Origin of the sequence: Mesorhizobium sp. B2-8-5, from assembly GCF_006440675.2 — a bacterium.
In the GTDB taxonomy this organism is placed as follows: domain Bacteria; phylum Pseudomonadota; class Alphaproteobacteria; order Rhizobiales; family Rhizobiaceae; genus Mesorhizobium.
On record NZ_CP083951.1, the window covers coordinates 3,075,093 to 3,094,283 of the forward strand.

General features: G+C 65.3%; 20 protein-coding genes. 11 read left to right on the forward strand and 9 right to left on the reverse strand.

The window, feature by feature from the left end; genetic code table 11:
* Positions 1-91: 91 nt before the first annotated feature.
* Positions 92-1,123, reverse strand: coding sequence for a hydroxyacid dehydrogenase (locus FJ430_RS14935; RefSeq protein WP_140640116.1), 1,032 nt, complete (start codon positions 1,121-1,123; stop codon positions 92-94).
* A gap of 144 nt (positions 1,124-1,267) precedes the next feature.
* Here FJ430_RS14935 and FJ430_RS14940 point away from each other — a divergent pair, with 144 nt between their 5' ends.
* The 5 genes from FJ430_RS14940 to FJ430_RS14960 all read left to right on the forward strand — a co-directional run bounded on the left by FJ430_RS14940 (position 1,268) and on the right by FJ430_RS14960 (position 6,119).
* Positions 1,268-2,344: a LacI family DNA-binding transcriptional regulator gene (locus FJ430_RS14940; protein WP_140640114.1), complete on the forward strand. Its 1,077-nt coding sequence runs from the start codon at positions 1,268-1,270 to the stop codon at positions 2,342-2,344.
* Positions 2,345-2,404: 60 nt separating this feature from the next.
* Entirely contained in the window at positions 2,405-3,394 is a 990-nt protein-coding gene (locus tag FJ430_RS14945; RefSeq protein ID WP_226892202.1) for a substrate-binding domain-containing protein, read from the forward strand.
* 109 nt (positions 3,395-3,503) lie between these two features.
* On the forward strand, positions 3,504-4,490 hold the full coding sequence (locus FJ430_RS14950) for an ABC transporter permease (RefSeq protein WP_140706604.1): 987 nt from the start codon (positions 3,504-3,506) through the stop codon (positions 4,488-4,490).
* Positions 4,487-5,263, forward strand: a complete 777-nt coding sequence (locus FJ430_RS14955) for an ATP-binding cassette domain-containing protein (RefSeq protein WP_140656656.1) — start codon at positions 4,487-4,489, stop codon at positions 5,261-5,263. Before FJ430_RS14950 ends, FJ430_RS14955 begins: the two co-directional genes overlap by 4 nt.
* A 1-nt stretch (position 5,264) precedes the next feature.
* Positions 5,265-6,119, forward strand: coding sequence for a sugar phosphate isomerase/epimerase family protein (locus FJ430_RS14960; protein ID WP_140546489.1), 855 nt, complete (start codon positions 5,265-5,267; stop codon positions 6,117-6,119).
* 53 nt (positions 6,120-6,172) lie between these two features.
* On the opposite strand, the gene FJ430_RS14965 is transcribed toward FJ430_RS14960, so the two are convergent.
* The 8 genes from FJ430_RS14965 to pcaQ all read right to left on the reverse strand — a co-directional run bounded on the left by FJ430_RS14965 (position 6,173) and on the right by pcaQ (position 14,298).
* Complete coding sequence (locus FJ430_RS14965) at positions 6,173-7,618, reverse strand: aldehyde dehydrogenase (protein ID WP_140706602.1); 1,446 nt, start codon at positions 7,616-7,618, stop codon at positions 6,173-6,175.
* Between the two features lie 40 nt (positions 7,619-7,658).
* Positions 7,659-8,444 carry a coniferyl-alcohol dehydrogenase gene (locus FJ430_RS14970; protein ID WP_140706748.1) on the reverse strand — a complete coding sequence of 262 codons (786 nt, stop codon included), beginning with the start codon at positions 8,442-8,444 and terminating at the stop codon, positions 7,659-7,661.
* Positions 8,445-8,446: 2 nt separating this feature from the next.
* On the reverse strand, positions 8,447-9,508 hold the full coding sequence (locus FJ430_RS14975; RefSeq protein ID WP_140706600.1) for a branched-chain amino acid ABC transporter permease: 1,062 nt from the start codon (positions 9,506-9,508) through the stop codon (positions 8,447-8,449).
* Positions 9,505-10,401, reverse strand: coding sequence for a branched-chain amino acid ABC transporter permease (locus FJ430_RS14980; protein ID WP_140706598.1), 897 nt, complete (start codon positions 10,399-10,401; stop codon positions 9,505-9,507). Before FJ430_RS14980 ends, FJ430_RS14975 begins: the two co-directional genes overlap by 4 nt.
* On the reverse strand, positions 10,398-11,126 hold the full coding sequence (locus tag FJ430_RS14985) for an ABC transporter ATP-binding protein (protein ID WP_140706596.1): 729 nt from the start codon (positions 11,124-11,126) through the stop codon (positions 10,398-10,400). The genes FJ430_RS14980 and FJ430_RS14985 overlap by 4 nt, the downstream gene beginning before the upstream one ends.
* Positions 11,123-11,854: an ABC transporter ATP-binding protein gene (locus FJ430_RS14990; RefSeq protein WP_140706746.1), complete on the reverse strand. Its 732-nt coding sequence runs from the start codon at positions 11,852-11,854 to the stop codon at positions 11,123-11,125. The genes FJ430_RS14985 and FJ430_RS14990 overlap by 4 nt, the downstream gene beginning before the upstream one ends.
* A 28-nt stretch (positions 11,855-11,882) precedes the next feature.
* Positions 11,883-13,199, reverse strand: a complete 1,317-nt coding sequence (locus FJ430_RS14995) for an ABC transporter substrate-binding protein (RefSeq protein ID WP_140706594.1) — start codon at positions 13,197-13,199, stop codon at positions 11,883-11,885.
* A 181-nt stretch (positions 13,200-13,380) separates the two neighbouring features.
* Positions 13,381-14,298 carry a pca operon transcription factor PcaQ gene (gene pcaQ, locus FJ430_RS15000; protein ID WP_140640095.1) on the reverse strand — a complete coding sequence of 306 codons (918 nt, stop codon included), beginning with the start codon at positions 14,296-14,298 and terminating at the stop codon, positions 13,381-13,383.
* Between the two features lie 92 nt (positions 14,299-14,390).
* Here pcaQ and pcaD point away from each other — a divergent pair, with 92 nt between their 5' ends.
* Genes pcaD through pobA form a run of 6 tightly spaced genes read left to right on the forward strand, consistent with a single transcriptional unit; the run spans position 14,391 to position 19,189 of the window.
* Positions 14,391-15,203 (forward strand): 3-oxoadipate enol-lactonase, encoded by an 813-nt coding sequence (gene pcaD, locus FJ430_RS15005; RefSeq protein ID WP_140706592.1) that lies wholly within the window; start codon positions 14,391-14,393, stop codon positions 15,201-15,203.
* On the forward strand, positions 15,196-15,594 hold the full coding sequence (pcaC, locus tag FJ430_RS15010; protein ID WP_140640091.1) for a 4-carboxymuconolactone decarboxylase: 399 nt from the start codon (positions 15,196-15,198) through the stop codon (positions 15,592-15,594). Before pcaD ends, pcaC begins: the two co-directional genes overlap by 8 nt.
* Positions 15,587-16,339 carry a protocatechuate 3,4-dioxygenase subunit beta gene (pcaH, locus tag FJ430_RS15015; protein WP_181175456.1) on the forward strand — a complete coding sequence of 251 codons (753 nt, stop codon included), beginning with the start codon at positions 15,587-15,589 and terminating at the stop codon, positions 16,337-16,339. The genes pcaC and pcaH overlap by 8 nt, the downstream gene beginning before the upstream one ends.
* The gene (gene pcaG, locus FJ430_RS15020; protein WP_140706590.1) at positions 16,339-16,953 is read left to right on the forward strand and encodes a protocatechuate 3,4-dioxygenase subunit alpha; all 615 of its coding nucleotides are present in this window, start codon (positions 16,339-16,341) and stop codon (positions 16,951-16,953) included. Before pcaH ends, pcaG begins: the two co-directional genes overlap by 1 nt.
* An 11-nt stretch (positions 16,954-16,964) precedes the next feature.
* Positions 16,965-18,017, forward strand: a complete 1,053-nt coding sequence (locus FJ430_RS15025; protein WP_140706588.1) for a 3-carboxy-cis,cis-muconate cycloisomerase — start codon at positions 16,965-16,967, stop codon at positions 18,015-18,017.
* On the forward strand, positions 18,017-19,189 hold the full coding sequence (gene pobA / locus FJ430_RS15030) for a 4-hydroxybenzoate 3-monooxygenase (protein WP_140656721.1): 1,173 nt from the start codon (positions 18,017-18,019) through the stop codon (positions 19,187-19,189). Before FJ430_RS15025 ends, pobA begins: the two co-directional genes overlap by 1 nt.
* The last annotated feature ends 2 nt before the right edge of the window (positions 19,190-19,191 follow it).

Here is a 19,191-nt window from a genome sequence, read left to right on the forward strand (position 1 = left end):
GGAGGCCGCGGCCCGGCGGCGTGTGGAGACGGCTTGGCAAATCGCTTGCGACGCGCTTCGGCTCGGCACGCTTTAGGCGGCTTGTTTCAGCTCAATTCCGGTCGACGGGCTTGGAGCGCATGCGCGAAACCGTCTCGCGCTCGGCGCGCTTGGAGCGCAGTGGCGGCAAGCCGCGGTCGATGAGGTCCATGTCCTCAAGCACCATGTCGCCCATCCGCTTGAAGGCGATGTCGAGCGCCCCGGCGCGGTGCGCCGAGCGCAGGAAGCCGGGGAGGGCGCGGACAGGATGGTCCTGCGCCAGCGGCTCCTCCGGGAAGACGTCGCTTGCGGCAATGATATGGCCGCTCTTCACCGCCGCCATGAGTGCCGCGAAATCGACGACGCCGGCGCGGCTGAGCAGGATGAAGGCCGCGCCCTTGCGCATTTTGGCAAATGCGTCCGCGCCGAGGAAACCCTGGTTCTCGCTGGTGACCGAAGCGACGACGAAGACGAAATCGCTTTGCGACAACACCTCATCCAGCGAGGCCGGCTCGACGCCATTGTCGATCAGGATCGACGGCGGCAGCCACGGATCGTAGACCTTGGTGCGGGTGCGGAAGCCGGTCAGCAACCGGTTGAGCGCGCGGCCGAGATCGCCGAAGCCGATGATGCCGACATCGGCGCCGGAGAGAAGCCGCGCGGTCTGGTTGCCGTCGCCGCCCCAGATCTCCTTGCCTTGCCGGAAGGCGAGATCGGCGTCGACGATGTTTCTGGCGAGATTCAGCGCCATGGCAAGGCCGAGCTCCGCGACCGGCTCGGCAAAGACCAGGCCCGTGGTGACGACATGGATGCCGCGCGCAAACAGCGTCTCATAGGGCATGTTGTTGAGCAGGTTCGTCTCGACATTGAAGATGCAGCGCAGCGTCTTCAGCTTCTCCAGCGTCTCAGCTGAAATCGGCGGCTGGCCGATGATAAAACGCGCCTCGGCCAGAGTATCGGCGGGCAAGGCGGCAACGCCTTCCGGGGTGGTCTCGACAATGCGATAGTGTTTGCGCAGGCGCGCCAGCTGTGGCGGCGTGAAGATGAGCTCCAATGTGCGCGGTTCGGGCGCGCTGATGACCAGCGGCAAGGCTTTGTCGGGCATGTTTTTCCTCCGGGCGCGATTGGATCGCGTCAATCACGCATTCAAGTCTTACTCCCGATGAAACGATTTACAAGAACGAAAAATCGATTTATCGATTACAGTAGCGAGGCAGAAAATCGGCTGCCTGCCCTCGGGAGGAGGTCAATGGCACAACACCAAATCCGGCAGCGGCGTCCGTCGATCCACGACGTGGCAAGTCATGCCGGCGTGTCCGCGGCCACTGTCTCCAAGGTGCTGGCCGGCGTCACCACGGTCAAGCCGGAAAACGCGCAGCGTGTGTTCGACGCCGTCGAGCGTCTGGGCTATCGCGTCGATCCACTAGCCTCCGACATGCGTCGCGCCAAGCGCCGCATCATCGGCGCCATCATGCCCGAGTTCGAGAGCGAGTTCTTCGGCCAGATGGTCACCGAGCTCGAAGGCCTTGCCGAACAGCGCGGCTACACGTTGGTCGCCGCATCGAGCCGTGAATCCGAGGCGCGCGAGAAGGAAATCCTTGCCCGCATGCATGACTGGCGTGTTGCCGGCGTCGTGCTGGCGCCGGTGCGCAACGAGCATGGTCCGGCGGCCGCCTTCATGAAAGCCCACGGCATGACCGGCGTGCTGATCGACCGCGTCTTATCCGACGACGCCTTCGATACGGTATCGGCCGACAGCGCCTCCGCCAGCGCCGAGGTGGCGCGAATGCTGGTCGGCAAGGGCCACAGCCATATCCTCGTCATCGGCCTTGCCGAGCAGGCGGCGACAGTGCGCGCCCGCCTCGAGGGTTTTCGCGCGCAAGCGCTGGCGCTCAACCCATCGGTGCGCATCGACGTCATCACCTCGGAAGTCAGCGTCGAGCCGTTGAGGGCTTCGCTGCGAGATTACTTTGCCAGGGGAGAGCGGCCGACCGCCGTCTATTCGCTGCTTTTGAAGGGCACGCTCGTCGCGCTGTCCGAGTTCCGCCGGCGTGACTGGCATTGCCCGAACGACATCTCGCTGGTCGGCTTCGACGATGCGGAATGGATGCAGGTGACATGGCCGGCGATCGCCGCAGTGGTGCAGCCGGTGCGCCAGATCGCCAGCGAGGCGATGAACCTTTTGTTTCGCAGGATCGAGGGCGCCGTGGGACCACCCACGGCGCGGCTCGAGCCCTGCCAGGTGTTGATGCGGGAATCCGTTGGCTCGCCAGGCAGCGGTCCGCATTCCGGGGGAGGAGACCGACAACAGCCCCCATTGTCGTGAACGGAAGCTAGCGCCGGCCCTGGCCGAGGCATCCGGCGCCAAGGATCAACGGAGGATCGAATGACATCGCATTTTTTGAAGATAAATCGATTTACCCTTGCCGTGGGTATCGCGCTTGCATTTTGCGCCGTCGGTACCGCCAAGGCCGAGGACGGCGAATATGGTGTGCTGATGAAGACGCTGGCCAACCCGTTCTGGGGCGCGATGGCGCAGGGCGTCGCGGACGGCGCCAAGGAAGCCGGCGTGAAATACTTCCAGCAAGCGGCCGAGAGCGACCAGGCGGCCGAGCCGCAGCTCAACCTTTGCAACACGATGCTCGAGCGCAAGCCGGTGGCGATGATCACCGCCGCGATCAACTCGACCAACCTTCTGCCTTGCCTGAAGTCGGCGCAGGACGCCGGCATCAAGATCGTCGACCTCGACAACAATCTCGACCAGGCGGTGCTGGACAAGGAAGGCGTCAAGGTGACCTTCCATATCGGCTCCGACAACATCGCCGCCGGCGCGCAGGGCGCCGAATACCTCGCCAACAAGCTCGGCAAGGACGCCAAAGGTCCGGTGCTGGTGATCGAAGGACTCTCCGGCAACATCACCGGCGAAAAGCGCGCCAAGGGCTTTGCCGACAAGCTGAAGGAACTGGCGCCAGGGCTCGAAATCGTCGCCTCGCTGCCGGGCGACTGGGATCGCGGCAAGGCCGCCTCGATCGCCACCGACACGCTGACCGCGCATCCCGATCTCGTCGCCATCTTCTGCGCCAATGACGGCATGGCGCTGGGCGCCGTGGAATCCGTCTACGCCGCCGGTAAGGGCCCGCAGGTGACGATCATCGGCGTCGACGGCAATTCGGACGCGGTGAAGTCGATTAAGGAAGGCCGCCTCAATGCCTCGGTTGCGCAGCTTCCCTATCTGGTCGGCAAGCAGGCGGTCGAGAACGTCAAGAAGGCGCTGGCCGGCGAGAAGGTCGAGGACAGCATCGCCGTGCCGACGCTGGTGCTGACCAAGGACGTGATCGACGCCGGCAAGGAGCCGATGCTGCAATATGTGAAGTGAGTAGGAAATAGGCAGTAGGAAATAGGCAGCGTGCCGCTCGGATCGCTCTCCTATTTTCCCTACTGCCTAAGCCCTACTGCCTTACTGCCCTCTCTCAAGGTGCAAGGACATGGCTTCTGAACAGCCCGGCTTCTGGGCTCGGGTGCAGCGCGCATCCGTCGAAAGGCTCCACATCAGACTTGAGTCGCTGGTGGTGCTTCTGGCGCTGAGCACGGCGATGGCGCTGCTGTCGCCCTATTTCCTGTCGCTCAGCAATTTCCTCAACATCCTGCTCGCGACCTCGACGATCGGCGTGCTGGCGATCGCCGCCACTTTCGTCATCGGCTCGGGCGGGCTCGATCTGTCGCTCGGCTCGGTGATGGGTCTTGCGGGCGTGGCCGGCGCCTTTGTCGCCGTCAATCTCGGCTGGCCGTCGGTGTTGGCGGTGGTCGCCTGCATCTTGGCCGGCGGGATCGCCGGCTACATCAACGGCCAGCTGGTCACCCGCGCCTTCGTGCCGGCCTTCATCGTCACGCTCGGCATGCTGGGCCTGGCGCGCGGTCTGGCGCTGGTCATCTCGAAGGGCAGGGCGATCTACGGCCTGCCGCCCGAGATCGTCTATATCGGGCAGGGGCGGCCGTTCGGCGTCCCGATGCCGGTGATCATCCTGGTGCTGACGGCCATCGTCGCCCATGCGGTGCTAGCCTATACGCGTTTCGGTCGCCACACGCTGGCGCTGGGAGATAGCGAAGGTGCTGCGCGAGCCGCGGGCATCCGCGTCGAGCATCACCGCCGCATCATCTACACGCTGTCGGGCGCGCTGGCCGGGCTTGCCGGCCTGCTGTTCACCGCCCGGGTCAATGCCGGCGATCCGACCGCCGGCATCAACTACGAGCTCACCGCCATCACGGCGGCGATCATCGGCGGCACCAATCTGTTCGGCGGCCGAGCCTCGATCCTCGGCACCATGATCGGCGCGCTGATCATGGGCGTCTTGCAGAACGGGCTGACGCTGCTTGCCGTGCAATCCTATTACCAGCAGATGGCGATCGGCGCGGTGCTGATCCTCGCGGTCTTCATCGACCAATACCAGGTGCGGAAGGAGTCGCGCGTATGACCCTGCTCTCGCTCCACAACATCCGCAAGAGTTTTGGCGCGGTCGACGTGCTGCATGGCGTCGACCTTTCGGTCGCAGCCGGCGAGGTGGTCGGGTTGGTCGGCGACAATGGCGCCGGCAAGTCGACGCTGATGAAGACCATCACCGGCATCTACCGTGCCGACACCGGCTCGATCGAGTTCGACGGCAAGGATATCCTGGCGCTGGACCCCGGTCAGCGGCGGCGCCTCGGCATCGAAATGATCTACCAGGATCTTTCTTTGGCCAAGCAACAGGACGTGGCGTCGAACATCTTCCTCGGTCGCGAACCGACGAAAAGGCTGTTCGGCCTGTTCCCCGGCTTCGTCGACAAAAGCGAGATGGATCGCCAAGCGTCGAAAATGATCGAGCGGCTGGGTGCGCATCTGCCGTCGATAAACCGGTCGGTCGGTTCGTTCTCCGGCGGCCAACAGCAGACGGTGGCGATCGCGCGGGCGCTCACCTTCAATCCGAAGCTCGTCATCATGGACGAACCGACTGCGGCGCTTGCCGTGCGCGAGGTGCAGAGCGTGCTCGATCTCATCCGGCGGCTGAAGTCCGAAGGGATCGCCGTCATCCTGATCTCGCACCGGCTGAACGACGTGCTGTCGGTCACCGACCGCATTGTCGTGCTGCGCCACGGCAGGGCGGACGCCGATCTCGTCACCGCCAACACCAATATGAACGAAGTCGTCAGCCGCATCGTTGGCGGCGGCGATACGGCCGCAGCGGCGGCGCATGAGCAACGAGGCTGACATGAACACCTTCGGACTACACACTTTCGCCATCGCACCGGTCTGGGACCTTGCCCGCATCGAGCCGCAGATGGACAGGCTCAAGGAATACGGCATCGGGCTGATGGAGATCCCTTTGCTTCGGCCTGAGGAGATCGACACCAAGCGGACGCGCAGCTTTGCCAATCACTATCGTGTTGAACTGGTCCCCTCGCTCGGCCTGCCGCGCGCGCTCGATGTGGTCGAACGGCCGGACGAGGCGCTGGATTTCCTCGAACCGGCTTTCCGGGTCTGCAATGAGGTCGGCGCGGAAGCGCTCGGCGGCGTCACCTACGGCACGATCGGCAAGACCACCGGTCGCGCGCCGACGCAAAGGGAAATCGACGGTATGTGCCGTTTCCTCGAACGCGCGGCGAAGGCGGCGAAGTCGCGCGGCCTGAAGCTCGGCATCGAGCCCTGCAACCGATACGAGACGCACCTGATCAACCGCGGCATCGACGCGGCAAAGATCATCGAGCGCATCGGCGCGCCCAACATCTTCATTCATCTCGACACCTATCACATGCATATCGAGGAAGAGAGCTTTGCTTCCGGTTTCGAGGCGGCGGCGCCCTATCTCGGCTATGTGCATGTGTCGGAAGCCAACCGCGGCGTGCCGGGGCGTGGCATGCTGAACTGGGCGGCCTGCATGAAGGCCATCGCCGACATCGGCTATCAGGGCGCGATCACGCTCGAAAGCATGAACCATGTCGACGTCGACATTGCCGGCGGGCTCGCGGTGTGGCGGCCGGTGGCGGAAGATCCGCGCGACGTCATCGAGGTTGGCCTGCCGTTCCTGCGCGAGGAGGCGAAGAAGGCGGGGCTGACGCTGGGGTGAGCTCATATCTTCCTTCCCCCACACAAGGGGAGAAGGGAAAAAGCAGGCGCCTCTCAGAACGGATAGTGCTGTCCGGGATCCTCGATCGTCACCCAGCGCAGGTCGGTGAATTCGGCGATCGAGGCCTTGCCGCCGAAGCGGCCGTAACCCGAGCCCTTGACGCCGCCGAACGGCATCTGCGCCTCGTCGCCGACGGTCGGGCCGTTGATGTGGCAGATGCCGGCCTGGATGCGCGCGGCTATCGCCATGGCGCGGCGGATGTCGCGGCTGAACACGGCGGAGGACAGGCCGTATTCGGTGTCGTTGGCGACGCGCACGGCCTCGTCGTCGCCTTTGACGCGAATGACCGGCTTCACCGGACCGAAGGATTCTTCCGCATAGACGCGCATGGCGGGCGTCACGTGATCGAGAAGTGTGGCTTCCACGACCGTGCCGGTGCGCTTGCCGCCAGCCGCCAATTTCGCGCCCTTCGCGGTCGCATCGGCGATCAGTTCTTCCATCTTGTCAGCGGCCTGGCTGCTGATCAGCGAGCCGAGCACGACATGGCCGCGCGGGTCGCCGGCCGGCAATTGCAAAGCGCGGGCGGCTAGCTTGGAGACGAATTCGTCTGCGATCTTCTCGTCGACGATCAGCCGCTCGGTCGACATGCAGATCTGGCCCTGATGCATGAAGGCGCCGAAGGTCGCGGCATTGACCGCTGCGTCGATATCGGCGTCGTCGAGCACGACCAGCGGCGCCTTGCCGCCGAGCTCGAGCAGGGCCGGCTTAAGATGCCGCCCGGAGAGCTCGGCGATGATGCGGCCGACCTTGGTCGAGCCGGTGAAGTTGACGCGCTTCACCGCCGGGTGTGCGATCAGCGCCTCGACGATAGCCGCCGCGTCCTTCGGGTCGTTGGTGAGGACATTGACCACGCCCTTGGGCAGGCCGGCCTCGACCAGCACCTGGCCGATCAGGCGGTGCGTGCCTGGGCACATTTCGGAGGCCTTCAGCACGACCGTGTTGCCGCAGGCGAGCGGCATGGCGAGCGCGCGCGTGCCCAGGATGACCGGCGCGTTCCATGGCGCGATGCCGAGGCACACGCCCGCCGGCTGACGGATCGCCATGGCAAGCGTGCCGGGCTTGTCGGACGGAATAACCTCGCCGGAAATCTGCGTGGTCATCGCCGCCGCCTCGCGCAGCATGTTGGACGCCAGCATGACGTTGAAGCCGGCCCAGGGACCGGTGGCGCCGGTCTCTTCCATCATCAGTTTCGTGAACTCGCCGACCTTGGCGGCCATGACGTCGGCTGCCTTGGAAAGCAGCGCGCGGCGCTCGCCAGGCCCGGTCTTCGACCAGGCATCGAAGGCAGCGGCCGCGGCATCGACGGCCGCGTTGGCGTCGGCAATGCTTGCGGCCGCGGCGCGCGTCGCGAGCTTGCCGGTGAATGGGTCCAGGCGCTCATAGGAGGCTTTGCCGGTCGCCGCCCGCTCGTCGCCGTCGATCAGAAGTCCGATGTCCATTGGGTCTCTCCTCGCTCGCGATCGAGCGTTGCAGATTGTCTCAGAAGCCGAGCACTTCGGCGTTTATAGATGCTTCGAGGCCGCCGTCGACCGGCACGTTGGCGCCGTTGATCCAGCGCGCGCCGTCCGAGCAGAGGAACAGCACGACCGGCGCGATGTCGCCCGATGTGCCGGCGCGGTCGACGCGGGCAATATCGCTGTCGACTTTGGCGTCACCGAGGACCGAGCGGAACTGTTTCAGGATCGGCGTCTCGACCGGGCCTGGGCTGACCGCGTTGACGCGGATGCCACGGCTCTTGAACAGGTCGTGATGCGCGGCGCGGAAGGTCCACAGGAGCAAAAGCTCCTTCGAGACCGGGTAGCCTTCCTCGTTCTTCACCGCATGGTCGGCAATCACCTTGGCGACGTCGGGAAAGCCTTCGATGCTGACCATCGAGGCAGCGCGGTTCAGATTGGCGCGCCAGCCGTAGCCGGCAATGGAGGCAACGTTGACGATGGCGCCGCCTTCGCGAAGCCTGGGCGCCAGCGCCTCGGAAAGCGCGCGCAGGCCGTAGAAATTGACGGCGAGCGTCGGCGCCGCGCCCATATTGCCGGAAAGGCCGGCGACGTTGCAGAGCGCGTCGATGCGCTGCGGCAACCGCGCCACGAGGTCGTCGACGCCGGCTTTGGACGAGATGTCGGACTTGACGAAGACGCCCTGATGTCCGGCCGGCTCGCGCAGGTCGACGCCGATGACGTCGGCGCCGAGTTGGCCCGCGAGTTCCGCCGTGCGGGCGCCGATGCCCGAGGCGACGCCGGTGATGAGGATCGTCTTGCCGAACAGCATGCTCATGCCTTCTCGCTGTGTGCCGCAGTGGGTGCTGGTGAAATGGCCTCGCCGGTCGGATCCGCCACGCTGGCGGGAAGCCTGACGCGGTAGCCGACCGACAGCAGGCGCCAACCAAAACGCTCTTCGAGCGTGCCCCAGAGGCCTCGCGGCAAGAGCAGCGAGAAGACGAGCGCCGTAGCGCCGAGCCCGATCAGGTACCAGACGCCGGTGCCGCCGAACCAGGTTTCGATGAGGAAGAAGAGCAGCGCGCCGAGGATGGCGCCTTCGAAGGTGCCGATGCCGCCGACCAGCACCATGAAGATCATGTAGGCCGTCCACTGCACGCTGAAATAGGTCTTTGGCTGGAAGGTGATCGCGGTCGCCAGCCACAGCGCGCCGGCAACGCCGATGCCGAAGGCGGCGAGCACGAAGAGCAGCCGCTTGGTGCCGGTGACGCGCACGCCGACGGAGGCTGCCGCATCCTCATTGTCGCGGATGGCGCGGATGGCCGCACCGGTGCTGCCGCGCAACAGGCCGAACAGGATCGCGAGCAGCGCCGTCATCGAGGCCAGCGCCAGCCAGTAGATGGTCAGCCTGCGTGTCGACACATCGTAGACGTTGAGCGAGATCAGCGACGTGCCGGTCTCGCCCTGGATCAGCCGGTCGAGATTGACGAGCAGGTGAGTAAGGGCGGCGATCACCCACATGCCGATGGCGAACTCGCCATTCTTCAAGCGCAGCATGAACAGCGAGATCGGCCATGACACCGTGCCGACAATGACCGCCGAGATGAAGAGCGAGACGAACGGATTGAGCCCGGCATTGGCGAGCCGGATGGCGAAATAGGCGCCGAGCCCGAAGAACACCTGCTGGCCGACCGACACCAGTCCGCCGAAGCCGGCGAGCGCATTCCACATGGCGGCGAGGATCACATAGATGAACAAAGCGGTCATGCGGTCGACGGCGCCGGCGGACAGGAACTGCGGTGCGATGGCGAGCAGCAGGATGACGGCCGCCACGCCGATGCCGGCAAAGCGCGAGGCGGCGGTGCCGCGCTCGATGACAGGGGAGGCGGCGCTCATGATGCCTTCTCCGTGGAGATGCGCAGCAAGCCGCGCAGGCCGAGGCCTGAGGTGTAGAGGCGGATGAACAGAACGATCAGGAAAGCGACATGACCGCCGATGAGAAAACCTTGCGGATGTATCTTGGCGCCGAGCGTCTGGGCGAGCGCCAGGACGATGCCGCCGATCAGCGTTCCCCAGAGCGAACCGGCGCCGCCGATCACCGCCGCCTCGAAGGCGAACAGAAGTTGCGTGGCGCCGGCATAGGGATCGAAGGTGGCGCGCATGCCGAGGAAGGCGCCAGCGAGACCGACGGTGACCATGGCGATCGCCGCGGCGATGGCGTTGGCGCGGCGCGCATCGACGCCGACCAGCCCCGCTGTATCAGGGTCTTCCGAAGTCGCACGGATCGAGCGGCCGAGCCCGGTGCGGGTCAGAAACAACTGCAGTCCGCCGAGCAGGACGACGGCGGCGACGAAGATGATCACCGCGAGCTTGCCGACATAGATGCTGCCCGGCCATTCCCAGGAATCGTAGGACAGGCTGCCTATGAAAGGCGCCAGCGAGCGCGTGTCGGCGCCGAATTGTTCGAACAGCACATTGTCGATGACGATGGCGAGACCGAAGGTGGTGAGGATCGGCAGCAGCGCGCCACCGCGCGCGCTGCGCTCGAGCAGGAAGCGCTGCAAGGCCCAGCCGATCGCGGCCATCAACGGCAGCACGATGAGCAAGCCGAGGAAGGGCGGGATGTGGAAGCGCGAGGCGAGCAGCCATAGCGCGAAGGCCGACAGCACGGCGAGGCTGCCATGCGCAAGGTTGATGATGCGCATCACCGAGAACATGAAGGAGAGGCCGCAGGCGATCAGCGCGTAGTAGCCGCCAAGCAGGATGCCCTGGACGATCTGGTTCATCATGCCGGCACGCCTGTGGCGCCTTTCCGGTGCAGGCCGAAATAGGCTTTGGTCACCGCATCGCGCGAAACGGTCTTGCTGTCGCCGGCGAGCGCGATCCGGCCCTCCAGCATGCAGATGACCTTGCTGGAGACGGAGAGTGCGCGGTTGAGATCCTGTTCGACGAGGATGATCGTCGTGCCGGACCTGATCAGCCCCTGCAGCGAGGCGTAGACGCGGTCGACGACCAGCGGCGACAGGCCGAGCGAGACTTCGTCGAGCAGGAGGAGGTCGGGATTGCTCATCAGCGCGCGGCCGATCGCCGTCGCCTGCTGCTCGCCGCCCGAGAGATGCCCGGCCTTGGCGTGACGGCGCGGTTTGAGGTTGGGGAAGGTTTCGAGCACGCGCTCGACGCTCCACTCGCCGGGACGACCGGCGCTGCGGCCAAGCAGGAGGTTTTCCTCGACCGTCATCTGCACGAAGAGCCGCCGGCCCTCGGGCACCAGGGCGATGCCCTTGCGGACACGTTCATGCGAAGGCACGCCGGAAAGGTCGGCGCCGCCGAAGACCACGCGGCCGGAGGCTGCCTGATGCGCGCCGGCGATTGCCCTGAGCAATGTCGTCTTGCCCGCGCCATTGGCGCCGACCAGCGCCAGCGTTTCGCCGCGTTCGACGCCGAAGCTGACGCCGCGCACTGCTTGAAGCAGGCCATGCCGGACAACGAGATCCTCGACCGACAGCAGGCTCATTTCGGGCCTCCGCCGAGATAGGCGCTGATCACCTGCGGGTCGGCCATCACCGCCTGCGGCTCGCCGTCGGCGATGATCTTCCCGGCATCCATGCAGATCAGCCGCTCGGCCACCTGCAACAGGATGTGGACGATGTGCTCGATCCAGACGATGCCGATCTTGCGGCGGCGCAATTCGCGGATGGTCTCGACGAGTTCGCCGGCCTCGCCGTCGGTCAGGCCGCCGCCGATCTCGTCGAGCAGAAGCAGCGTTGGTTTTGCGGCGAGCGCGCGCGCCAGTTCCAGCCGCTTGCGGTCGAGCAGACCGAGCGTCTCGGCGCGCCGGTTGGCGACGCCAAGCATGCCGCACAGCTTCAGCGAGCCGAGCGCTTCCTCATAGGCCTCGTCGCGGCCGAGCCCGGCGCCGTGCGAGGCAGCGACGAAGACATTCTCGAAAGCGGTCATGCCGCCGAAGGGTTTCGGCACCTGGTGGGTGCGCACCAGACCCAGCCGGCAGCGCCGCGTTGCCGGCAAGGCGGTCACGTCATCGCCCTTGAAGGCGATCGTTCCGGCGCTCGGCGGATAGGCGCCGGAGAGCACGCTGAGCAGCGTGGTCTTGCCGGCGCCGTTGGGGCCGACGATGCCGACCGCCTCGTCGGCGCCCATGGCGAAGTCGATGTCGTCGAGCACCACAAGCGCGCCGAAGCGCTTGTGGATGCCGGCGGCGCTGAGGATCGCACCGTTGGGCATGGCGTTCACGATGCGGTCCCTCGACAGATCAGCCGTTGTAAGGCTGGAGCTTGGCCTCGACCGGCACGTTCGGGTCGGTGGCGTTCTCGGTCACGACATAGTCGAGCGGGAATTTCGAGCCTTCCTTGGCGGCGACCCATTGCGTGCCGATGATCGGGCCGGGCGAGACATTGGGGACCGGGCCGCTTGTGAAGTCGACCTTGCCGCCCATGGTCTCGGTCTTGAGCGTGCTCAACGCCTTGGCGACAGCCGCCTTGTCCTTGGCGTTGGCGCTTGCCTTAAGAGCTGCGAAGCCGGCATCGAGCAACGACATCGAGGCGCCGAGCTGCTGCGTCCATTGCTTGCCGCTCGCCGCCTCATAGCCATCGGCAAGCTCGGTGCCCGAAACGCCGGTCAGCGACGACTTGTAGGGGAAAGCCTTGTGCCAATAGGCGGCGCTCGAAATCTTCATGCCGAGGTCGCCGAGCGCCTCGATGTCGGACGGGAACAGGCCGGTCTTGGCGACCTGGGCGATCTTGATCTGCCGGGTCAGGCCTTGCTGCGCGGCCTGGCGCCAGAAGGCGGCGAAGTCGGGCGGGATCGGGAAGGAGTTGAAGATCTCGACGCCTTCCTGCTTGAACAGCGCGATCTGCGAGGAATAGTCGGTGGTGCCGGTCTCGTAAGCGCCGGGATCGACGATGGTGAAACCCTGCTTGGCGAGCAACGGCGCCAGATGTGCGCGGATGGCGTTGCCGTCGGCGTCGTTGGGGTACATGACGCCGACCTTCTTGTTGGTCTCGATCAGGTTCCACTGCGAGATATAGGCCTTGAAGAATTCCTCGACGCCGAAGCCGAAATGATAGGTCCATTTGAACGGCGAGGGCTGGCCCGGTTTGGCGCCTCGGCCGAAATACCAGGCCTCCCAGGGCATGACCGTCGACAGGCAAGGCACGCCGGCTGCCTCGCAGGCGTCCGCCACCGGATTGATGACCTCCGGCGTCGAGACGGCGAGCATCAGGTCGATGGCCTGGTTGTTGATCAGGTCCTTGGCGAGCTGGCCGGCGCGGGACGGATCCGACTGGGTGTCCTGGTCGACAATCTCGACGCTGTATTTCTTGCCGCCAAGCTCGATGCCGTTGGCCAGGGCCTTGCGGGCAAGATCCAGCACGTAACCGTCGGTCTCGCCGAAGCCGGCGAGCGGGCCGGTGCGCGGGCTGACGAAGCCGACCTTGAGCGTGTCGGCGGCTTGCGCGAAGGCCTTGCCGCGGCCGAATGCCAGTGCGGCGCCGCCGGCCACCGAAGTGGCGATGAACTGGCGCCGTGAAATGCCCGACAGAGCGGGTTTGCTGCCGATAATATGAGACATCTGCTCCTCCCTCAGTCGCCGTTCGACGCGGCGGCAAACGGGTCTTCCGTTTGCGGCCGGACGGCACGGCTTTCGATCCTCCGAAGGCCACATTGCACTAGCGGTTTGGTTCGGTAAAATGATATTTTACGGTGTTTCATTAACCCCTGGGTTAGTGGAATTCGAACCGATAAGCCGATCGTCAGGCGTGGTGCCGTGCTGCCTCGCGGATCGTCTGCAACAGGATGGTGAAGGCGGGTGAGGGCGCGGTGTCGGTGCGCATGGTCAGGCCCACCGGCCCCTTGGTCTCCGCCGTATCCACCGGCAAGGCGACGAAGGCGCCGCTGGCGATCTCATTGGCGACCACGCCCGCCGAGATGATCCATACCGCGTTGCTCTGGCGCATGAAGGAGCGGCCGAAGGAATCGGAAACGGTTTCGATTTCCGTGGCCGGCGCGGTCATGCCGTTGGTTATGAAAAGCCGGTCGACGAAAGGCCGGATGACGGATTCCCGCGTCGGCATCAGGACGGGAAACTCGTCAAGCCGCGCGAAGATGTCGGCGTCCGGCTCGGCCAGGGGATGTCCGGCCCGCACCACGAACAGCACCTGCTCGGAATAAAGGTGCTCGAAGAAGAAGCCGGTCATGTGCTCCGGCGCCGCGAGGCGGCCGACGACGAGATCGAGCGCGCCGACGCGCAGCTGTTCGAGCAGCACCGCATTCTCTCCGGTGACGATCTTGAGCGCGGCGCCGGTGTTTTCCTCGAGGAACAGGTTCATGGCGAGCGGCATCACCCGCGCCGATACGGTCGGCAGCGCGCCGATGCGGATCGGGTCGCGATTGAGGGCGCCGTCCTGGCGCACGGAATCGACGCCGCGTTTCAGCGCCGAAATCGCCGAGCCGGCATGTCCAAGGAAGATTTCGCCGAGACGCGTGACGCGAATACCGCGCCCGTCGCGTTCGACCACGGCTATGCCGAGCGCTTCTTCGAGCTCACGCAAGGTCTTGGTCACGGCCGGCGCGCTGACATGCAGGAAGTCGGCCGCGCGCGCGACGCTGCCTTGCCGCGCGACTTCGAGAAACGCCTGAAGATGGCGGAAGCGGATCCGGCTTTCGGCCATGGTTCGATAACCTCAGAGTTAATGAAACGCCGCAAAATATCATTTTACCGAACCAAACCGCTCGTGCAATGTGGCTTCGGAGGATCGAAATCGTGCCATTCGTCAGCATAGGCGGCGTCACGCTGCATCACCGCCATATCGAGGCGCCCGGCACATCGCGTCCGATCGTCTTCATCAATTCGCTGGGCACCGATTTCCGCATCTGGGACGACGTCATCGCGCGGCTTGCTGGTGAAATGCCGATGCTGGTCTACGACAAGCGCGGCCACGGACTGTCGGACTTCGGCGGCGGCGTACGTTCCATCGACGACCATGTTGATGATCTGGCAGCCCTCATCGACCATTTCGGTTTCGACAAGGTCGTGCTCTTCGGCCTGTCCGTCGGCGGCATGATTGCGCAGCGGCTCTATACCCGCCATCCCAAATATGTAGAGGCTCTGATCCTCAGCGACACGGCGCACAAGATCGGCACCGCCGAAAGCTGGAACACGCGCATCGCGACTGTCGAGCGCGACGGCATCGAGGCGATCGCCGAAGGCATCATGAAAGTGTGGTTCACGCTGCAATTCCATGCCAAGCGTGCGGCGGACCTGGCCGGCTGCTGCAACATGCTGACCAGGCAGGCACTGCCTGGTTACATCGGCACATGCATGGCGGTGCGCGATGCCGATTTCACCGACAGCGCGCGACGCATCGCGGTGCCGACGCTTTGCATCGTTGGCGATCAGGACGGTTCGACGCCGCCGGATCTTGTCCGCTCGCTGGCCGGAATGATCCCCGGCGCACGCTTCGAAGTGATCCGCGATGCCGCGCATATACCGTGCATCGAGCAGCCCGAAGCGCTCGTCACCCTGATCCGCGATTTCGTCGCCTCATTGCCTGAGGGAAAGTCTGCTCATGGATGATGTCACGAAGAACCGCTACCGGACCGGGCTCGAGGTCCGCCGCTCCGTGCTCGGCAGTCCGCATGTCGACCGCGCCGAGGATGCAGCGACCGATTTCGACCGGCCGTTCCAGCAGTTGATCACCGAAGCCGCCTGGGGAACGGTATGGGCGCGACCCGGCTGGTCGAAGCGCGAGCGCTCGATCGTGACGCTGGCGCTGCTTGCAGCGCTCGGCCATGACGAGGAAGTGGCCATGCATGTGCGCGCCACCGCCAATACGGGCGCCTCGCGCGACGACATCTGCGAGGCCTTCCTGCATGTCGCGATCTATGCCGGCGTGCCGGCCGCCAACCGCGCCTTCAAGATCGCCAAGCAGGTGTTCGCGCAGATGGACGGAGCCGATCATGGCTGAGACCGGCTCCAACCAGGCGCTGGAAGCCGGCGCCTTCTTCCAGCGCGACCGCCAATGGCATCCACCGGCGTTGACGCCGAACTACAAAAGCTCGGTGCTGCGTTCGCCGCAGAAAGCGCTGCTGTCGTTCGACAACACTCTGTCGGAATTGACCGGCCCGGTGTTCGGGCACGCGATGCTCGGCGAGCTCGACAACGACCTGATCCACAATTTCGCCAGACCCGGCGAGAGCGCCATCGGCGAGCGCATCATCGTCCATGGACGCGTGCTGGACGAGCGCGGCAAGGGCGTTCCTGGCGTGCTGCTCGAATCCTGGCAGGCCAATGCAGGCGGCCGCTACCGTCACAAGAAGGACGGGTATCTTGCGCCGCTCGATCCGAATTTTGGCGGCTGCGGCCGCACCATCACCGGCGAGGACGGCGGCTACGCGTTTCGCACCGTCAGGCCCGGACCGTATCCCTGGCCGAACGGGCCGAACGACTGGCGGCCGGCGCACATCCATTTTTCCGTGTTCGGCCACGGCTTCGCGCAGCGTCTGATCACGCAGATGTATTTCGAGGGCGATCCGCTGATCTGGCGTTGTCCGATCGTCGGCGGCATTTCCAACAAGGTCGCGGTCGAGGCGCTGATCGCGGCGCTCGATATGCAGTCGACTATCCCGATGGACGCGCTTGCCTACAAGTTCGACATCGTGCTGCGCGGGCGGCGCTCGACGCTGTTCGAGAACAGGCCGGAGGGCAATTGATGACGCAGTCGCTCGACCGGCTGAAGGAAAGCCCTTCGCAGACCGCTGGACCCTATGTGCATATCGGGCTGACGCCCAATTTCTGCGGCATCGGCGGCGTCTATGCGAGCGACCTCGGTTCGGCGATGGTCAACGGTGAGACCAAGGGCGAGCGCATCGAGTTGCGCATCCGCGTGCTCGACGGCACCGGCACGCCGCTGAAGGACGCGCTGGTCGAGATCTGGCAAGCGGACGCCGAGGGGCTCTACAACTCACCGGCCGAGATGCGCGGCGCCGCCGATCCAAACTTCCAGGGCTGGGGCCGGCAGCCGACCGACATGGAAACGGGCGTCTGCCTGTTCCGGACGATCAAGCCGGGCCGGGTACCGTTCCGCGACGGACGACCGATGGCGCCGCATATCACGCTGTGGATCGTGGCGCGTGGCATCAATATCGGCCTGCACACCAGGCTCTACTTCTCCGACGAGGAGAAGGCCAATGCCGAGGACCCTATCCTTGCGCGCATCGAGCATCGCCTGCGCGTGCCGACGCTGATCGCCGAGCGTCAGGGCAATACCTACGTCTTCGATATCCATTTGCAGGGCGAAAAGGAGACGGTCTTCTTCGACAGCTGACCGTGGCCGCCATGACCGTTTCGCCCTTCGATCACCCGCTGCTTTCCGGCCTGCTCGGCGACGAAGAGGCGGCCAGGTATTTTTCCGCCGAAGCCGACATCGCTGCGATGCTCGCTTTCGAGCGAGCACTGGCCGAGGCGGAAGCCGAGTGCGGCGTCATTCCACGTGATGCCGCGGCAGCGATCGTGAAAGCACTGGGATCGTTCCGGCCGGATACGACCAAGCTGAAGGCGGGCGTCGCCAAGGACGGTGTGGTGGTGCCGGAGTTGGTGCGCCAGATCAAGGCTGCTGTCGGAGCGCCGCACGATACGCACGTTCATTTCGGCGCGACCAGCCAGGATGTCATCGATAGCTCGCTGGTGCTCAGGCTGCGCGGCGCGGTCGACCATATCGGCCTGCTGCTCGGCGAGAACATCGTGCGCCTCACCGGGCTGGAACTGGACTTCGGGAGCCGCGAGCTCATGGCGACGACGCGCATGCAGCCGGCAATACAAATAACTGCGCGCGATCGGGTCGTTTCGTGGCGGGTGCCGCTTGAGCGTCACCAGGAGCGCTTGAAAGAGCTCTCGGGTCGGTTGCTAGTGGTTCAGTTCGGCGGCGCCGCAGGCACGCTGGAAAAGCTCGGCGGCAAGGCCGGCGCGGTGCGCGCCGCGCTTGCCGCCAAGCTCGGTCTTGACGATGCGCCGCAATGGCATAGTCAGCGCGATACGCTTGCCGAATTCGCCGGCTGGCTGTCGCTGGCGACCGGCGGTCTCGGCAAGTTCGGACAGGACGTCGCGCTGATGGCGCAGACGGGCTCCGAGATCAAGCTGTCCGGCGGCGGCGGTTCCTCGGCCATGCCGCACAAGCAGAATCCGGTGAAGGCGGAAGTATTGGTGGCGCTGGCGCGCTTCAACGCCACGCAGCTCTCCGGGATGCATCAGGCACTGGTGCATGAGCAGGAGCGCTCGGGCGCGGCCTGGACGCTGGAATGGCTCATCCTGCCGCAGATGGTCATGGCGACCGCGGCCGCGCTCAGGCTTGCGGCCGAGTTGGCCGGACAGATCGAGAGCCTCGGTCATTGATGCGCACACGGGTCGCCATCATTGGGTCCGGACCGTCCGGCCTGCTGCTCGGTCAGTTGCTCGCCACCATTGGCGTCGAGACGATCATGCTTGAACGGTCGAGCCGCGAGCATGTGCTTGGACGTGTGCGCGCAGGTGTGCTCGAACAGGGCACGGTCGACCTGCTCGGCCAAGCGGGCGCGGCGGACAGGCTGCACGCCCAGGGCCTGCCGCATGCCGGCATCTCGCTCGCCTTCGATGGCCGCGCGCATCGCATCGACATGACAACGCTTACGGGCGGCAAGCATGTCACCGTCTATGGCCAGACCGAGGTGACGCTCGATCTGATGCAGAAGCGCGAAGCGGCGGGACTCCCGACCGTCTTCGAAACATCGAATGTCGCGCTGCATGATTTCGGCAGCGCGTCGCCCTTCGTCACCTACGACAAGGACGGCCTCACGCATCGCATCGACTGCGACTTCATCGCCGGCTGCGACGGCTACCACGGCGTCAGCCGCAAATCGGTGCCGGAAGGCGCTCTGAAGACGTTCGAGCGGCAATACCCATTCGGCTGGCTGGGCGTGCTGGCGGAGGTGCCTCCGGCCGACCACGAACTGGTCTATGCCAATCACGAGCGCGGTTTTGCGCTCTGCTCGATGAGGTCGCCGCAGCGCAGCCGCTACTATGTGCAGGTTCACGCCGACGAGCGCGTCGAGGCCTGGTCCGACGACCGGTTCTGGGACGAGTTGCGCGCGCGCCTGCCGCCGCGGATAGCGGCCGCCGTCACCACTGGGCCGTCCTTCGAGAAGTCGATCGCGCCGCTGCGTTCCTTCGTCGCCGAGCCGATGCGCTTCGGCAGGCTGTTCCTGGTCGGAGACGCCGCCCATATCGTGCCGCCGACCGGCGCCAAGGGCCTCAACCTCGCTGCCAGCGACGTGCGCTATCTGTTTGCCGGACTTCGCGAATTCTACAACGGGAAGTCAGAGGCCGGGCTAGACGCCTATTCGTCAAAAGCGCTGGCGCGCGTCTGGAAAGCGGTGCGCTTCTCCTGGTGGATGACGACGATCCTGCACCGTTTTCCGGAGACAGGCGAGTTCGGCCAACGCATCCAGGAAGCCGAGCTCGACTATCTCGTGCATTCCAAGGCTGCATCCACGGCATTGGCCGAAAACTACGTCGGCTTGCCCTATTGATC

Bases quoted from the DNA above. Each gene is read 5' to 3' on its own strand.
- FJ430_RS14970 (WP_140706748.1), bottom strand. From the start codon at position 8,444: ATGCTGTTCGGCAAGACGATCCTCATCACCGGCGTCGCCTCGGGCATC.
- pobA (WP_140656721.1), top strand. From the start codon at position 18,017: ATGCGCACACGGGTCGCCATCATTGGGTCCGGACCGTCCGGCCTGCTG.
- pcaG (WP_140706590.1), top strand. From the start codon at position 16,339: ATGACGCAGTCGCTCGACCGGCTGAAGGAAAGCCCTTCGCAGACCGCT.
- FJ430_RS14945 (WP_226892202.1), top strand. From the start codon at position 2,405: ATGACATCGCATTTTTTGAAGATAAATCGATTTACCCTTGCCGTGGGT.
- FJ430_RS14995 (WP_140706594.1), bottom strand. From the start codon at position 13,199: ATGTCTCATATTATCGGCAGCAAACCCGCTCTGTCGGGCATTTCACGG.
- pcaQ (WP_140640095.1), bottom strand. From the start codon at position 14,298: ATGGCCGAAAGCCGGATCCGCTTCCGCCATCTTCAGGCGTTTCTCGAA.
- FJ430_RS14940 (WP_140640114.1), top strand. From the start codon at position 1,268: ATGGCACAACACCAAATCCGGCAGCGGCGTCCGTCGATCCACGACGTG.
- FJ430_RS14935 (WP_140640116.1), bottom strand. From the start codon at position 1,123: ATGCCCGACAAAGCCTTGCCGCTGGTCATCAGCGCGCCCGAACCGCGC.
- FJ430_RS14975 (WP_140706600.1), bottom strand. From the start codon at position 9,508: ATGAGCGCCGCCTCCCCTGTCATCGAGCGCGGCACCGCCGCCTCGCGC.
- FJ430_RS14980 (WP_140706598.1), bottom strand. From the start codon at position 10,401: ATGATGAACCAGATCGTCCAGGGCATCCTGCTTGGCGGCTACTACGCG.
- FJ430_RS14950 (WP_140706604.1), top strand. From the start codon at position 3,504: ATGGCTTCTGAACAGCCCGGCTTCTGGGCTCGGGTGCAGCGCGCATCC.
- FJ430_RS14960 (WP_140546489.1), top strand. From the start codon at position 5,265: ATGAACACCTTCGGACTACACACTTTCGCCATCGCACCGGTCTGGGAC.
- FJ430_RS15025 (WP_140706588.1), top strand. From the start codon at position 16,965: ATGACCGTTTCGCCCTTCGATCACCCGCTGCTTTCCGGCCTGCTCGGC.
- pcaC (WP_140640091.1), top strand. From the start codon at position 15,196: ATGGATGATGTCACGAAGAACCGCTACCGGACCGGGCTCGAGGTCCGC.
- FJ430_RS14965 (WP_140706602.1), bottom strand. From the start codon at position 7,618: ATGGACATCGGACTTCTGATCGACGGCGACGAGCGGGCGGCGACCGGC.
- FJ430_RS14990 (WP_140706746.1), bottom strand. From the start codon at position 11,854: ATGCCCAACGGTGCGATCCTCAGCGCCGCCGGCATCCACAAGCGCTTC.
- pcaH (WP_181175456.1), top strand. From the start codon at position 15,587: ATGGCTGAGACCGGCTCCAACCAGGCGCTGGAAGCCGGCGCCTTCTTC.
- FJ430_RS14955 (WP_140656656.1), top strand. From the start codon at position 4,487: ATGACCCTGCTCTCGCTCCACAACATCCGCAAGAGTTTTGGCGCGGTC.
- FJ430_RS14985 (WP_140706596.1), bottom strand. From the start codon at position 11,126: ATGAGCCTGCTGTCGGTCGAGGATCTCGTTGTCCGGCATGGCCTGCTT.